Source organism: Geopseudomonas aromaticivorans (assembly GCF_019097855.1).
Taxonomy (GTDB): Bacteria; Pseudomonadota; Gammaproteobacteria; order Pseudomonadales; family Pseudomonadaceae; genus Geopseudomonas; species Geopseudomonas aromaticivorans.
Window position 1 is genome coordinate 152497 of the sequence record NZ_JAHRGL010000040.1, and the last position, 14600, is coordinate 167096.

Sequence of the window (14600 nt, forward strand, 5' to 3'; positions counted from 1 at the left end):
GAAAGCCTGCCAATGGTGGATAAGTCGCGCGGCGCCCGTGGCGGACGCCGCGCGAGGGCTCAGGCGCCGGCGGCGTCGACCAGGGTGCCGCGCAGCGAGTGCGGCAGCGCCTCGTCGATGTGCACGTCGACGAACTGGCCGATCAGGCGCGGGTTGCTGGCGCGGAAGTTGACCACCCGGTTGTTCTCGGTGCGGCCCTGCAGCATGCCCGGGTCCTTCTTCGAGTAGTCGCTGACCAGGATGCGCTGCACGCTGCCGACCATGCGCCGGCTGTTCTCGAAGCCCTGCTGGTTGAGGCGCTGCTGGAGGATGGCCAGGCGCTGCTTCTTCACCTCCTCCGGGGTGTCGTCGGCCAGGTCGGCCGCGGGGGTGCCGGGGCGGGCGCTGTAGACGAAGGAGTAGGAGAAGTCGAAGCCGACGTCCTCGATCAGCTTCATGGTCTGCTCGAAGTCCTTCTCGGTTTCGCCGGGGAAGCCGACGATGAAGTCCGAGCTGATGCAGATGTCCGGCACCGCCGCCTTGAGCTTGCGGATGCGCGACTTGTATTCCAGTGTGGTGTGGTTGCGCTTCATCGCCGCCAGGATGCGGTCGGAGCCGGACTGCACCGGCAGGTGCAGGTACTTCACCAGCTTGGGAATCTCGGCGTGGGCCTGGATGATGGCGTCGGAGAACTCCAGCGGATGGCTGGTGGTGTAGCGGATGCGGTCGATGCCGTCGATGGTCGCCACCGCGTGCAGCAGTTCGGCGAAGTCGGCGATGCGCCCGCCACCGGCGTCACCGCGGTAGCCGTTGACGTTCTGGCCGAGCAGGGTCACCTCGCGCACGCCGTTCTCGGCCAGGTGCAGGATCTCGCCGAGCACGTCGGCCAGCGGCCGGCTGACTTCCTCGCCGCGGGTGTAGGGCACCACGCAGAAGGCGCAGTACTTGCTGCAGCCTTCCATCACCGAGACGAAGGCGTTGGGGCCGTCGACGCGCGGCTCGGGCAGGCGGTCGAACTTCTCGATCTCGGGGAAGGAAATGTCCACCTGCGGCTGCTGGGTGCTGCGCGCGGCGTCGATCATCTCCGGCAGGCGGTGCAGGGTCTGCGGGCCGAACACCACGTCGACGTAGGGCGCGCGCTCGCGGATCGCCGCGCCTTCCTGGCTGGCCACGCAGCCGCCGACGCCGATCACCAGCGCCGGGTTCTGCTGCTTCAGTTCGCGCCAGCGGCCGAGCTGGGAGAACACCCGGTCCTGGGCCTTCTCGCGGATCGAACAGGTGTTGAGCAGGATGACGTCGGCCTCTTCGGGGCGCTCGGTCAGCTCCAGGGCTTGATGTTCGCCCAGCAGGTCGGCCATGCGCGAGCTGTCGTACTCGTTCATCTGGCAGCCGTGGGTTTCGATGAAAAGCTTCTTGGCCATGGGTGCTCGTCGGGAAAATCAGTGAGCCGCGCATTATAGGGAGTGGGGCGCAGCCTTCCTAGGCTTGGCCGCCGGGAGGATGTGCTAGGATGCGCGCCCTTCCCGCAAGTCCCCGTTGGTCCAGCGATCCATGAGCAAGCCCGCGCCCATCTTCAAGGTGATTTTCCTCAACCAGGGTCAGGTATTCGAGATGTATGCCAAGGCCATCTACCAGAGCGACCTGTGGGGGTTCCTGGAGATCGAGGAGTTCGTCTTCGGCGAGCGCAGCCAGTTGGTGGTCGATCCCAGCGAGGAGAAGCTCAAGGCGCAGTTCGACGGCGTGCTGCGCAGCTTCGTGCCGATGCACGCCATCGTGCGCATCGACGAGGTGGAGCGCCTGGGCACGGCGAAGATCAGCGAGGCCAAGGGCGGCAGCAATGTCATGCCGTTCCCCATGCCGCCGATGCCGGATCGCAACGGCTGAAGGCATCAGCCGGGTAGGTAGATAACTCGCGTAGCGATTTTCCACCATTCCCCGCAGCGTGGTCTGGCGTTGGACAATCGCTCTGCGCAAGACTTCAGGGCAGCGGCGCGAACGGTGAGCGGGTGTCGCTGGCCTGCAGTTCCTGCAGGTAGTTGCGGAAGATCTCGCCGAGTACGCGGTTGGCGCGCTCCAGCTGCTCGCGGTCCATCTGCTCGGCCACCTGGTCGGCGCTGTCCATCGCCTCCTCCGAACCATTGACCGCCGCCATCTTCAGCACGATGTAGGCCTGCATGGCGCTCGCCGGCACGCCTTCGCCGTGCCAGAACAGCGTGCCCAGGCGCAGTTGCGCCTCGGCATGACCCTGCAGGGACGCCTGCTCGTACCAGTGCACGGCCTGCGGCAGATCCTGTGGGTGACGGCTGGCATCGTAGAAGTATTCGCCCAGCTCGTACTGCGCCTGGCTGTCGCCGCCCTCGGCGAGGCGGCGGCATTGCGCCAGGGCCTGTTCGAGATCTTCCGGGCGGGTGTCGAGCACGCAACTGCCGTCGGCGGGAATCAGCAGGGAGTTGTCTCCTGCATGGCCTAGCAGCGGGGTGGTCAGCAACAGGCAGCCCATCAGCAGGGTGCGGCCAGCACGGTTCATGGCGGTCGGACATCTCCCCTGGGTCAACGGGCCAGGAAGCCCGGCCGGCGCAGTGCGCCAGCATTCACATTATGAAATAAGCCGGCGGGTCATGACAGGCCCTGAACGGCTTTTCCTGCTGGCGATGTGCCTGCAGAGCCCAAGAATAGCCGGGTTTGCCCTGCGGCGGCCCATTATGTGGGCCGCCGCAGGGCCGCTTCAGGCCTTTTTCAGCGCCGCGAAGGCACGCTCGGCGGCGTCGAGGGTGATCTTCAGCTCGGCCTCGCCATGGGCGATGGAGGTGAAGCCGGCTTCATATGCGCTGGGGGCTAGATAGACGCCGCCGTCCAGCATCAGGTGGAAGAAGCGCTTGAAGCGCTCGGCATCGCTGGCCATCACGTCGGCGAAGGTGACGATGTCGTCTGCCGCGCTGAAGTACAGGCCGAACATGCCGCCCACCTGGGTGGTGACGAACGGGATGCCGGCGGCATCGGCGCGCTGCTGCAGGCCGTCGAGCATGCGCGCGGTGTAGTCGCTCAGTTCGGCGTGAAAGCCCGGGCGGCTGATCAGCTTGAGGGTGGTCAGGCCGGCGGCCATTGCCAGCGGGTTGCCGGACAGGGTGCCGGCCTGGTAGACCGGGCCGAGCGGGGCGATGCATTCCATGATCGCGCGCTTGCCGCCGAAGCAGCCGACCGGCATGCCGCCGCCGACGATCTTGCCGAAGGTCGACAGGTCCGGGGTGACGCCATAGTGCGCCTGGGCGCCGCCGAGGGCGACGCGAAAGCCGGTCATCACCTCGTCGAAGATCAGCACCACGCCGTGCTGGTCGCACAGCGCGCGCAGGCCTTCGAGGAAGCCCGGCGCCGGCGGCACGCAGTTCATGTTGCCGGCGACCGGCTCGACGATGATGCACGCCACTTCCTGGCCGACTTCCTGCAGCGTGGCGGCCACCTCGGCGAGGTCGTTGTAGGCCAGGGTCAGGGTGTGCTTGGCGAAGGCTGCCGGCACCCCGGCGGAGCTGGGCACGCCCTGGGTCAGCGCGCCGGAGCCGGCCTTGACCAGCAGGCTGTCGGAGTGGCCGTGGTAGCAGCCCTCGAACTTGATGATGCTGTCGCGACCGGTGTAGCCGCGCGCCAGGCGGATCGCGCTCATGGTCGCCTCGGTACCGGAGCTGACCATGCGCACCATCTCCATCGACGGCACCAGGGAGCAGATCAGCTCGGCCATCTCGGTTTCCATGGCGGTCGGCGCGCCGTAGGACAGGCCGTGCTCCAGCTGGCGGCGCACCGCGTCGAGCACGTCCGGGTGGCTGTGGCCGAGGATCATCGGGCCCCAGGAGCCGACGTAGTCCACATAGCGCTTATCGTCCTCGTCGACGACGTAGGCGCCGGCGGCGTGCTTGAAGAACAGCGGCGTGCCGCCGACGCTGCGGAAGGCGCGCACCGGCGAGTTGACGCCGCCGGGGATGTGCTTCTGGGCGTTGCTGAACAGGATTTCGGAGCGGGACATGGGGGCCTCTCGAGTCGGGGCGGGAACGGGGCAAGCTCATTCATGTCCTGTAGGGGCGAATTCATTCGCCTTGACGTACAGCGGGCGAATGAATTCGCCCCTACAGGGAAAGTCAGTCGAACAGGGCGCTGAAGGCGCGCGCGCGGCGCTCGACTTCGGCGGCGCTGTCGGCGGCGAACAGGGCGTGGATCACCGCCACCATGCTGGCGCCGCGGGCGACCAGCTCGGGGGCGCTGTCCAGGGTCACGCCGCCGATGGCGACGATCGGCAGGCGAAAGCGTGCGCGGGCCTGCTCGAGCAGCTCAAGGGTGGCCGCCGGGGCGCCGGGCTTGGTCTGCGAATTGAAGAAGCGCCCGAAGGCGATGTAGCTGGCGCCTTCCTGGCGGGCCTGTTCGGCCAGTTCCAGTTGGGCGTGGCAGGTGGCGCCGAGGAGCGCGTGGCGGCCGAGCAAGGCACGCGCCGCGGCCAGCGAGCCGTCGCTCTGCCCCAGGTGCACGCCGACGCCCAGGCGCGCGGCCAGCTCGGCATCGTCGTTGATGATCAGCTGCGCGCCGTGGCGCAGGCACAGCTCGCGCAGGGCCTCGGCCTGGCGCAGGCGGCGCGCGGCATCCTCGGACTTGTCGCGGTATTGCAGCAGTTTCGCACCCCCGCGCAGCGCCGCTTCGACGTAGGGCAGCAGGCGGCCCCCGTCCAGCAGCTGGCTGTCGGTGATGGCGTAGAGTCCGCGCAGGGTTTTCATCGGCGCTATTCCAGGCAGAAGGTCACGGCACAAGGGTCAGGAGCAGAAATCCAGCGGCAGGCGGCGCGGCACGTACTGGCCGTGACCGGGCTGCTCGGCATCGCGCAGGGTGCGCCAGGTGTAGTCGAGCGCCGACTTTACGGCGCTGACCAGTTCCTCGCCCAGCGCCAGGCGGCCGGCCAGGGTGCTGGCCAGGGTGCAGCCGGAGCCGTGGTAGCTGCCCGGCAGGCGTGCGCAGGTGAAGGTGTGCTGGCCGCCGTCGCGCGTGTACAGGCGGTTGTGGATCTCGGTCTCGTCGCCGTGGCCGCCGGTGATCAGCAGGTGCGCGCAGTAGGGCAGCAGCTTGGCGGCGCACTGGTCGGCGCTGCCCGCGGGCAGCTCGGCGAGGATGCGCGCTTCCGGCAGGTTCGGCGTGGCGATGCGGCACAGTGGCAGCAGGCGCTCGCGGATGGCGTAGCCGACCTCGTCTTTGCCCAGGGCACCGCCGCCGCCGGCGCGCAGCACCGGATCGCAGACCAGCGGCACGCTGGGCAGCCTGGCCATGATCTCGACCACGGTATCGACCATTTCCAGCGAGCCGAGCATGCCCAGCTTGACCGCCGCGACCGGCAAGTCGGCAATCACCGCGTTGGCCTGGGCGAGCACCCAGGCGCGGTCGAGCACGCGGAAGTCGGAAACGTTGACGGTGTCCTGCACGGTCAGCGCGGTGACCGCCGGCGCGGCGTGGCAGCCCTGGGCGAGCAGGGCCTCGATGTCCGCCTGCAGGCCGGCACCGCCACTGGGGTCGTGGCCGGAAAGACAGAGGACGACGGGACGCGAAGGGTATCTGTTCATGGCTGCCGAGCTTACCACCAAAGTCGCCCGGCGGCCTGCCCGGCGCGGCGCCCGGCAGGCGTCGCGCCGTGGTTCTGCTTCACTGCAGGAGATGCACCCTGCCGGAGGTGGACGATGAGTCTGGAGCAATACGCACACACCCATACCGTGACCAACCAACCGACGCCGCTGGACGGCAGCAACCTGTACCGCGGCGACCGGCCGCTGCAGGAGTGGCTGCAGCGCTTCGGCGCCAGCTGGGGCGAGGCGCGCCTGGCGGCCTACGGCGATCTGGCCGGCGGCCCGCTGCTGGCGGCCGGCTTCGCCGCCAATCGCCATCTGCCCGAGCTGCACAGCCACGACCGCTATGGCTATCGCCTCGACCAGGTCGAGTTCCATCCGGCCTGGCACCGCTTGTTGCAGGCCGGCATCGGCCACGGCCTGCACGCGCTGCCCTGGCGCGAGCCGCGGCCCGGTGCCCAAGTGCTGCGCGCCGGGCTGTTCTACCTGCACAACCAGGCCGAGGCCGGCAGCGCCTGCCCGCTGACCATGACCCATGCCGGCGTCGCCGTGCTGCGGCGCCAGCCGGAACTGGCCGAGGCCTGGCTGCCCAAGGTGCTCAGCCTCGACTACGACCCACAGCCGCTGCCGGTCGCGCAGAAGCGCGGCCTGACCCTGGGCATGGCGCTGACCGAGAAGCAGGGCGGCACCGACCTGCGCGCCAATACCACCCGCGCCTTCGCCCTCGGTGCCATGGGCCCGGGACAGGCCTACGAGCTGCTCGGCCACAAGTGGTTCTGCTCGGCGCCGATGAGCGATGCCTTCCTGACCCTGGCGCACAGCGAGGGCGGGCTGAGCTGCTTCCTGCTGCCGCGCCTGCGTCCGGACGGCAGCCACAACCACATCCATCTCCAGCGGCTGAAGGACAAGCTGGGCAACCGCAGCAACGCCTCGGCGGAAATCGAACTGCGCGGCTCCCTGGCCTGGATGGTCGGCGAAGAGGGGCGCGGCATCGCCACGGTGCTGGAGATGGTGGCGCTGACCCGTTTCGACTGCATGACCGGCTCGGCGGCGCTGATGCGCCAGGCGCTGAGCCAGGCCCTGCACCACTGCGCGCAGCGCGAAGTCGGCGGCCGGGTGCTGGAGGCGCAGCCGCTGATGCAGAACGTGCTGGCCGACCTGGCCCTGGACAGCGAGGCGGCGCTGGCCCTCAGCCTGCGCCTGGGCCATGCCCTGGAGCGCCCGGAAGACGAGCAGGAGCGGCATTTCGCCCGCCTGCTCACCGCGGTCGGCAAGTACTGGGTGTGCAAGCGCGCGCCGGCCTTCGTCAACGAGGCGCAGGAATGCCTGGGCGGCGCCGGCTACGTCGAGGAGAGCATCCTGCCGCGGCTGTACCGCGAGGCGCCGGTCAACTCGATCTGGGAGGGCTCCGGCAACGTGCAGTGCCTGGACGTGCTGCGCGCACTGGAGAAAAACCCGGAAGTGGCCGAGGCGCTGTTCGCCGAGCTGGGCGACGGCCATGGCGAGGCACGGCTGAAGGCGCAGGTGCTGCGCCTCAAGCATGCCCTGCAGGATCGCGAGAGCCTGGAATATCGCGCCCGCCAGCTGTGTGGCGAGATCGCCGTGGCGCTACAGGCCGGCCTGTTGCTGCAGGCCGGCAATGCCGCGGTGAGCGACGCCTTCATCGCCGCCCGGCTGGATGCGCCGGCGACGGTCTACGGCTGCCTGCCGCGCGGCGTGGAAGTGGCGGCGCTGCTGGCGCGCAGCCGGCTGCAGGCGTTCGACTGAGGCCGGCGCGGCGGCTAGAATGCGCGTCTCAGCCCGCGCCGCAGCCGTCGCGGCGGCTCGCTTGCGGGCCGGTCGGGCGCCGTCTTGCGAAACCGTCCTATGGCCTTTGTCGATCCTGTCCGCTTCAGCAACCCCCTGCGCCGCTTCGCCCGCACCCTGGTGGCCGACGGCGAGCCCGAGGTGGCCGCGCCGCTGCCGTTGCCGGAAAGCCTGGGCGGCGAGCCCTGGTACTCGGTCGGCCGCGCGGTGGCCGCGCTGGGGGGCCAGCGGGTCGATGGCTGGTGCCTGCAGGAGTGGCCGGGCCAGGCGCTGCGAGCGGTGTTCAGCGCCTGCTGGCGCGACGGCAGCGGCCGGCTGTGGAACGTGCTGCCCGGCAGTCAGGCCTGGCTGTTCCTGCCCGACCCGCAGCGGCGCTACGAGGGTGTGCCGATCGTCGAGCGCTACCAGGCGCTGCATCGCGATGCCTTGCTGGAGGATTACCTGCGGGTGTGCGGCATCCTCGCCCGTCCGGTACTGGGCGAGGAGACGCGGCTGACCCTGCGGCAGACCTGCGAGCGCCTGGAGGGCTGGCTGGAGCTGGGCGGCAGCGGCAGCCAGCCGTGCCCGTGCCAGAGCGGCAAGCGCTACCAGAACTGCTGCAGCCAGCGGCTGCGGGACAGCCTGTGAAGTCGCGTCCACCGCGCAGCCCTGCCGCCCGCTCGCCGCGCAGTCAGCTGGCGGGCAAGGCGCAGGCACCGCGGCGGGTGGCCAAGGCGCCGCCCGCCGAGCCGCGCCTGCTGCTGCTCAACAAGCCCTTCGACATGCTGACCCAGTTCGCCGACGCCGAGGGGCGCGCCACCCTCAAGGATTGCGTCCCGGTGCCCGGCGTCTACCCGGCCGGCCGCCTGGATCGCGACAGCGAGGGCCTGCTGCTGCTGACCAACGACGGCCGCCTGCAGGCGCGCATCGCCGATCCCAAGCACAAGTTGCCGAAGACCTACTGGGTGCAGGTGGAGGGGGAGGCGAGCGAGGAGCAGCTGGCGCGACTGCGCGCCGGCGTCGAACTGAACGACGGCCCGACCCTGCCGGCCGAGGCGCGCCGCATCGCTACGCCGGCGCTGTGGGAGCGCCAGCCGCCGGTGCGCTTTCGCAAGAGCGTGCCGACCTGTTGGCTGGAGCTGACCATCCGCGAAGGGCGCAACCGCCAGGTGCGGCGCATGACCGCGGCGGTGGGCCTGCCGACCCTGCGTCTGGTGCGGGTGCGCATCGGGCCCTGGAGCCTGGACGGCCTGGCGCCGGGAGAGTGGCGGGAAGTGCCGCCGCAGTTGTGAGTGGCTGCGCGGCAGGGCGTGCCCGGGAGCCTGTGCCGGCGACTTGGGGCGCCGGCGGGCTGATCAGTAGAACGACTTGATCAGGTTGATGCCCTTGCCCAGGACTTCGCGCCAGGCGGCGAGGATGTCGGTGTCCGCATCCTTGTCATGCTCTTTGACCGCCAGCAGCAGCGAGTCCAGCCACAGGTCGTAGAGTTCCGGGCGGATGTCCAGGCCTTCGCGCGAGTGGCTCTGGCCGAGGGCGCGCAGCTTGGTGTCGGACATGCCGCGTGCGTACAGCACCAGGTTGAGGATGCCGGCGCGCAGCAGTTGCTTCTGCGCGACCATGTTGGTCTTGGTGAACTTGTCGCGGATCGCCGGCGAGCTGGCGAGGAAGTGTTGGTAGAAGGTATCGAAGAAGTTCGGGCTGGCGCAGCAGCGGCCGTAGCTTTGCATCACACGATTGGCGGCGGTCATGATTATCCTTTGGGGCAAATAGTCCCGTCACCCCGGTGCATCATGCAGGGGTTGTTGTGGGGCTTGCGAACGCTTGGGGGTTACATGCCTTCGAGGCTGCCAATCACCACAGTCTTGATGACGAAGCCAAGGACGCCCAAACCGAGGGCAAAAAACAGAATCATGGTGCCGAATTTGCCGGCATTGGATTTTTTCGCCAGATCCCAGACGATGAAAGCCATGAATCCGACCAGGCCGACGATCAGGCCAGTCATCATCCAGTGTTCGAAAACTTCCGGGTCCATCGATCCCTCCTGCAGGAGATGCGGTACGTTCAGGGGGCGGGCGATAGTTATTATGTGTTCGGCCACGCAGGCATGCGCAAAAATGCGCGCGAATTATAGGCTCTTGGGTTCGCTAGGCAAACGGCAAAATGCGAAGGCTTCACATTTTATGCCAGCAGGTCGTCAGCGCAGGTGTTCCAGCGGCAGCTCGGTGCCGGCCAGCACCTGGTTGAGCACGAAGCTCGAGCGCACGCTGGAGACGCCCTCGATGCGGGTCAGGGTGCCGAGCAGAAACTGCTGGTAGTGGTCCATGTCCGGCACCACCACCTTGAGCTGGTAGTCCGCCTCCATGCCGGTCACCAGGCTGCATTCGAGCACCTGCGGGCACTGGCGGATGGCCGACTCGAAGTGCTCGAAGCGCTCCGGGGTGTGGCGGTCCATGCCCACCAGCACGTACACGGTGAGGGTCAGGCCGAGCTTCTTGCGGTCGAGCAGGGCGACCTGGCGCAGGATGTAGCCGTCGTCCTCCAGCTGCTTGACCCGCCGCGAGCAGGGTGAGGGCGACAGGCCGATGCGCTCGGCCAGTTCCTGGTTGGAAATCCGCGCGTCGCGCTGCAGTTCGGCGAGGATGCGCAGGTCGTAGCGGTCGAGTTTGCTCATGATGGCCGGTCGGTTCGCTGAAATTGCGCAGAAGCATGCTGGATTGGCATTTGCTTGCGCAAGTCATGTTTTAAAGGGCAATCTTCGCAAACTCCTGCTGCGCGAAGGCGCGTACAGTTTGAATCAGTTTCAAGGCCCGGACGCTCACTCCCGCGCAGAGCCCAATCAGGCCCGCGCTGCCGGCAACCCACAAGGTTGCGGCCCCAGGCCCGCACTGCCCACCAGGCGTTGCGACGAGCAGGCTGTTACCGCAGCCGCGATCCGGAGGAAACATCCCAGGGGGCCGCAAGGCCCCTTTTTTATGCCCCGCGATTGCTGCCCACCTGCACTGCCGGCCAGGCAGACAGCGTCAGGGGGCAGTAGGGGGGACGGCTCAATGCTGCGGGTCGGCGTGCACCAGCACTTCGGCGCGGGGGAACTCGTCGCGGATGATCTGCTCGACCGCCTCGCACTTGTCGTGCGCCTCGTGCAGGGTCAGGCTGGCCGGCAGGTCCAGGTGCAGCTGGACGAACCAGCGGGTGCCGGACATGCGCGTGCGCAGGTCGTGGGCGCCGAGCACGCCGGGCACGTTGAGGGCCAGCTGGGTCATGCGCTCGCTGATCTCCAGCGGCAGCTCCTTGTCCATCAGCACCGCCGCCGACTCGCGGACGATGGTCAGCGCACTCCACAGGATGTAGGCGGCGATGGCGATGCCGAACAGCGCATCGGCCCGCGTCCAGCCGTAGGCGGCGAGCAGCAAGGCGGCGAGGATGCTGGTGTTGAGCAGCAGGTCGGAGGCGTAGTGCAGCGAGTCGGCGCGGATCGCGGTGGAGCCGGTGACCTTGACCACATGGCGCTGGAACACCAGCAGCAGGGCGGTCATGCCCAGCGACAACAGCATCACCGCCACGCCGATGCCAGTGGCGGTGATCTCCTGCGGGGCCTGCAGGCGCTCGAAGCCGCGGATGCCGACCAGCACGGCACTGATGGCGATGAACACCGCCTGGCCGAGGCCGGCCAGCGCCTCCGCCTTGCCATGCCCGTAGCGGTGGTCCTCGTCCGCCGGGCGCAGCGCGTAGTTCACCGCGATCAGGTTGAGCAGCGAGGCGGCACCGTCGAGCAGCGAGTCGGTAAGGCCGGCGAGCAGGCTGACCGAGCCGCTCAGCCACCAGGCGAAGGCCTTGGCGGCGATCAGGACCAGCGCGGTGGCCAGGGCGGCGCCCGAGGCCAGACGCATCAGACGGCCGTGTTCGCGGCTCAGATTCATTGCAGTTCTCCTCAGGCGCTTGGGCGCAGGCCATAGGCGGCCAGTTGTTCGAGATTGCCGCTGTGGCGGATCAGGCGCGGGTCGTCCAGCGGCAGGTCGCGGGCCAGCTCCTCTTGCAGGATGGCGCGCAGGCGGACGTGGTCGATACGGCCGTCGCTGCCGATGGCATCCTGCAGGCGCTCGGGCGCCACAGAGTAGCGGCCCTCCGGCAGGTAGATGGCGCCGGTGGCGAAGTCGACGGCGAAGGCGATCAGCCCGGGGATCACATAGAACAGGATGCCGACGGCATCCAGGGCGGCGATGGCCGGGTCGATCTGCCCGTTGAGCTGGCCGCGGCGCTCCGGATAGAACAAGGTGCCGCAGCCGCTCAGCTGGGCGAGCAGGGTGGCGGCGAGGACGCCGCTGACGATCCGGTGACAGGTGCGCATGCATCTTCTCCTTGGGTGGCGCTGCTGCAGCGTGGCAGTGCGGTGCCAGACGCGGGCGCATAGTGTAAGCGTTCGGTCATGACGGCCGGAAGGCGCTGGCGCTTCGCCGCTATAATCGCCGCCCTTGCCGTCTGCCGTTGCGAGTGCCCATGAGCTTGTCGTCCGCCCTGCCCATCGATGCCGTCCTGCCCGCGCTGCGCGAGGCGCTCGCCCGCCGCCACGAAGTGGTGCTGGAGGCGCCGCCCGGCGCCGGCAAGACCACCCGCGTACCGCTGGCGCTGCTCGACGAACCCTGGCTGGCCGGGCAGGCCATCGTCATGCTAGAGCCGCGCCGCCTGGCCGCGCGCGCCGCCGCCGAGCGCCTGGCCAGCGAGCTGGGCGAGCCGGTCGGCGCGACGGTGGGCTACCGCATCCGCCTGGACAGCAAGGTCGGCCCGCGCACGCGCATTGAGGTGGTCACCGAGGGCATCCTCGCCCGCCGCCTGCAAGACGACCCGGGCCTGGAGGGCGTTGGCCTGGTGATCCTCGATGAGTTCCACGAACGCAGCCTGGACGCCGATCTGGCCCTGGCGCTGACCCTCAACGGCCGCGAGCTGCTGCGCGATGGGCCGCCGCTCAAGGTGCTGCCGATGTCGGCGACCCTCGAGGGCGAGCGCCTGGCCGCGCTGTTGGGTGATGCGCCGCTGGTGCGCAGCGCGGGGCGCATGTTCCCGGTGGATATCCAGTGGGGCCGCGCCGCCCAGCCCGGCGAGGCGCTGGAGCCGCGGGTGGCGCAGACCGTGTTGCAGGCGTTGGCCGAGCAGGGCGGCAGCCTGCTGGTGTTCCTGCCCGGCCAGGCCGAGATCCGCCGCGTGCAGGCGGCGCTGGAGGACGCGTTCGGCGGCCGCACCGACATCCTCCTCTGTCCGCTGCACGGCGAGCTGGACCTGATGGCCCAGCGCGCCGCCATCGAGCCGGCGCCGCCCGGCACGCGCAAGGTGGTGCTGGCCACCAATATCGCCGAGACCAGCCTGACCATCGACGGCGTGCGCGTGGTGGTCGACGCCGGTCTCGAGCGGGTGCCGCGCTTCGACCCGGCCAGCGGCATGACCCGCCTGGACACCCAGCGCATCTCGCGGGCCTCGGCGACCCAGCGCGCCGGCCGCGCCGGGCGCCTGGAGCCGGGCGTGTGCTACCGGCTGTGGTCGCAGAGCCAGCACGAACAGCTGGCCGCCCACGCCGGCGCGGAAATTCTTCAGGCCGATCTGGCCGGCCTGGCCCTGCAGCTGGCGCGCTGGGGCGTCGACGACGTCAGTGAGCTGGTCTGGCTCGATCCGCCACCGGCCGCCGCGCTGGCCCAGGCCCGCGAGCTGCTGCAGCGCCTCGGCGCCCTGGTGCCGCGCGGCAGCGGCTGGGCGCTGACCGCTCACGGCCAGGCGATGGCCACGTTGCCGGCTCACCCGCGCCTCGCCCACCTGCTGCTGCGCGGCCAGGCGCTGGGCCTCGGCGCGCTGGCTGCCGATCTGGCCGCGCTGCTCTCCGAGCGCGACATCCTGCGCGGCGCTGGCGCCGACCTGCACTCGCGCCTGGCCCTGTTGTCTGGCGAGTCGCGTGCCGCCCGAAACAGCCAGGGCAGTGTCCAGCGTGCCCGCCAGCTGGCTCGGCAGTTCCGCAGCCTGCTGCCGAAGCGGGTCGAACAGGCGGTCGCCGACCCCGAACAGCCGCGCTGGCTCGGCTGCCTGCTGGCCTTCGCCTATCCCGACCGCATCGCCCGCCAGCGCCGCGCCGGCGGCGCCGACTACCGCCTGGCCAACGGGCGCGCCGCGCAGTTCGGCGAGCCTGACGCGCTGATGAAGCACGAGTGGCTGGTGATCGCCGACCTCGGCAGCCGCCAGGGCCAGCGCGAGGAGCGCATCTACCTGGCCGCCGACCTCGATCCGGCATTGTTCGACGGCCCGCTGGCCGAGCAGGTCGGCGTGACTGAGGTGCTCGACTGGGACGAGCGCGAGGGCGTGCTGCGCGCCGAGCGCCAGCGCAAGGTCGGCGAGCTGGTGCTGAGCAGCGAGGCGCTGAGCGGCCTCGACGAGGCCGCCCGCGGCCGCGCACTGCTCGCCCTGGTGCGGCGCAAGGGGCTCGAGCTGCTGCCGTGGACGCCGGAGCTGCGCCAGTGGCAGGCGCGCATCATGTTGCTGCGCCGCCTCGACCTGGCGGGGAAGGGCGCCAGCGAGTGGCCGGACGTGTCCGACGCCGCGCTGCTGGCGACCCTGGAGGACTGGCTGCTGCCCTACCTGGGCAAGGTCAGCCGCCTCAGCCACTTTGCCGCCCTCGACCTGGCGGCGATCCTCCTGGCTCTGCTGCCCTGGCCGCTGCCGCAACGCCTCGACGAGCTGGCGCCGAAGACCCTCGAGGTGCCGTCCGGTTCGCGCATCCGCCTCGACTACAGCGAGGAGCCGCCGGTGCTGGCAGTGCGCCTGCAGGAGCTGTTCGGCCTGGCCGCCACGCCGCGCATCGCCGGCGGGCGCCTGGGCGTGAAGCTGCACCTGCTGTCGCCGGCGCAGCGGCCGGTGCAGGTCACCCAGGACCTGGCCAGCTTCTGGGCCAACACCTACGTCGAGGTGAAGAAGGATCTCAAGGGCCGCTATCCGAAGCACTACTGGCCGGACGACCCGCTGATCGCCGAGCCCACCGCACGGGCCAAGCCGCGCAAGCCCACCTGAGATGCTGTGGTGGACGGGTAGGGTGGCGCAACTCGCGCAGCGATTGCCCGCTGTCCGGAGTGGCGCGGGGGCGGGGTAGAAAATCGCTGCGCGAGTTTTCTACCCTACGAGCTACGAGCAGCCTGCGGCTCAGCTGCTGCGCTGCTGCGCTGCTGTGCGGTGCAGGGAGTGCAGTGCGCCCGGCAGCTTTCTACAATGGCCGCTCCT

General features: G+C 69.7%; 15 protein-coding genes. 5 read left to right on the forward strand and 10 right to left on the reverse strand.

Going from position 1 to position 14600, the window contains the following annotated elements; all coding sequences use genetic code 11:
• Nucleotides 1-59: 59 nt before the first annotated feature.
• The gene (gene miaB / locus KRX52_RS14000) at nucleotides 60-1400 is read right to left on the reverse strand and encodes a tRNA (N6-isopentenyl adenosine(37)-C2)-methylthiotransferase MiaB (protein ID WP_217682331.1); all 1341 of its coding nucleotides are present in this window, start codon (nucleotides 1398-1400) and stop codon (nucleotides 60-62) included.
• Nucleotides 1401-1530: 130 nt separating this feature from the next.
• Here miaB and KRX52_RS14005 point away from each other — a divergent pair, with 130 nt between their 5' ends.
• Nucleotides 1531-1863 carry a DUF1820 family protein gene (locus KRX52_RS14005; protein ID WP_217682332.1) on the forward strand — a complete coding sequence of 111 codons (333 nt, stop codon included), beginning with the start codon at nucleotides 1531-1533 and terminating at the stop codon, nucleotides 1861-1863.
• 94 nt (nucleotides 1864-1957) lie between these two features.
• Here the strand turns inward: KRX52_RS14005 and KRX52_RS14010 are convergent, their stop codons facing one another.
• The 4 genes from KRX52_RS14010 to KRX52_RS14025 all read right to left on the reverse strand — a co-directional run bounded on the left by KRX52_RS14010 (nucleotide 1958) and on the right by KRX52_RS14025 (nucleotide 5567).
• The gene (locus KRX52_RS14010) at nucleotides 1958-2506 is read right to left on the reverse strand and encodes a tetratricopeptide repeat protein (RefSeq protein WP_217682333.1); all 549 of its coding nucleotides are present in this window, start codon (nucleotides 2504-2506) and stop codon (nucleotides 1958-1960) included.
• Nucleotides 2507-2704: 198 nt separating this feature from the next.
• Complete coding sequence (hemL, locus tag KRX52_RS14015; RefSeq protein ID WP_217682334.1) at nucleotides 2705-3994, reverse strand: glutamate-1-semialdehyde 2,1-aminomutase; 1290 nt, start codon at nucleotides 3992-3994, stop codon at nucleotides 2705-2707.
• Between the two features lie 112 nt (nucleotides 3995-4106).
• Complete coding sequence (gene thiE / locus KRX52_RS14020; RefSeq protein WP_217682335.1) at nucleotides 4107-4733, reverse strand: thiamine phosphate synthase; 627 nt, start codon at nucleotides 4731-4733, stop codon at nucleotides 4107-4109.
• Between the two features lie 36 nt (nucleotides 4734-4769).
• Entirely contained in the window at nucleotides 4770-5567 is a 798-nt protein-coding gene (locus tag KRX52_RS14025) for a hydroxymethylpyrimidine/phosphomethylpyrimidine kinase (RefSeq protein ID WP_217682336.1), read from the reverse strand.
• Nucleotides 5568-5681: 114 nt separating this feature from the next.
• Between KRX52_RS14025 and KRX52_RS14030 the strand changes: the two genes are divergently transcribed.
• The 3 genes from KRX52_RS14030 (at nucleotide 5682) to KRX52_RS14040 (ending at nucleotide 8644) form a co-directional block, all read left to right on the forward strand.
• Nucleotides 5682-7334: an acyl-CoA dehydrogenase family protein gene (locus KRX52_RS14030; protein WP_217682337.1), complete on the forward strand. Its 1653-nt coding sequence runs from the start codon at nucleotides 5682-5684 to the stop codon at nucleotides 7332-7334.
• 99 nt (nucleotides 7335-7433) lie between these two features.
• Nucleotides 7434-8000: an SEC-C domain-containing protein gene (locus KRX52_RS14035; protein WP_217682435.1), complete on the forward strand. Its 567-nt coding sequence runs from the start codon at nucleotides 7434-7436 to the stop codon at nucleotides 7998-8000.
• Nucleotides 7997-8644 carry a pseudouridine synthase gene (locus tag KRX52_RS14040; RefSeq protein ID WP_437439705.1) on the forward strand — a complete coding sequence of 216 codons (648 nt, stop codon included), beginning with the start codon at nucleotides 7997-7999 and terminating at the stop codon, nucleotides 8642-8644. The genes KRX52_RS14035 and KRX52_RS14040 overlap by 4 nt, the downstream gene beginning before the upstream one ends.
• A 63-nt stretch (nucleotides 8645-8707) precedes the next feature.
• Here KRX52_RS14040 and KRX52_RS14045 read toward each other — a convergent pair whose 3' ends face one another.
• The 5 genes from KRX52_RS14045 to pmcY all read right to left on the reverse strand — a co-directional run bounded on the left by KRX52_RS14045 (nucleotide 8708) and on the right by pmcY (nucleotide 11697).
• Nucleotides 8708-9100 (reverse strand): globin, encoded by a 393-nt coding sequence (locus KRX52_RS14045; protein WP_217682338.1) that lies wholly within the window; start codon nucleotides 9098-9100, stop codon nucleotides 8708-8710.
• An 80-nt stretch (nucleotides 9101-9180) separates the two neighbouring features.
• Entirely contained in the window at nucleotides 9181-9384 is a 204-nt protein-coding gene (locus KRX52_RS14050; RefSeq protein WP_217682339.1) for a DUF2788 domain-containing protein, read from the reverse strand.
• Between the two features lie 162 nt (nucleotides 9385-9546).
• The gene (locus tag KRX52_RS14055; protein WP_217682340.1) at nucleotides 9547-10023 is read right to left on the reverse strand and encodes an Lrp/AsnC family transcriptional regulator; all 477 of its coding nucleotides are present in this window, start codon (nucleotides 10021-10023) and stop codon (nucleotides 9547-9549) included.
• Nucleotides 10024-10396: 373 nt separating this feature from the next.
• On the reverse strand, nucleotides 10397-11269 hold the full coding sequence (locus tag KRX52_RS14060; protein ID WP_217682341.1) for a cation diffusion facilitator family transporter: 873 nt from the start codon (nucleotides 11267-11269) through the stop codon (nucleotides 10397-10399).
• A gap of 11 nt (nucleotides 11270-11280) precedes the next feature.
• Nucleotides 11281-11697, reverse strand: coding sequence for a periplasmic Zn2+ metallochaperone PmcY (pmcY, locus tag KRX52_RS14065; RefSeq protein WP_217682342.1), 417 nt, complete (start codon nucleotides 11695-11697; stop codon nucleotides 11281-11283).
• Between the two features lie 149 nt (nucleotides 11698-11846).
• Here pmcY and hrpB point away from each other — a divergent pair, with 149 nt between their 5' ends.
• A complete protein-coding gene (gene hrpB, locus KRX52_RS14070; protein WP_217682343.1) occupies nucleotides 11847-14393 on the forward strand; it encodes an ATP-dependent helicase HrpB in 2547 nt (848 codons plus the stop codon).
• The last annotated feature ends 207 nt before the right edge of the window (nucleotides 14394-14600 follow it).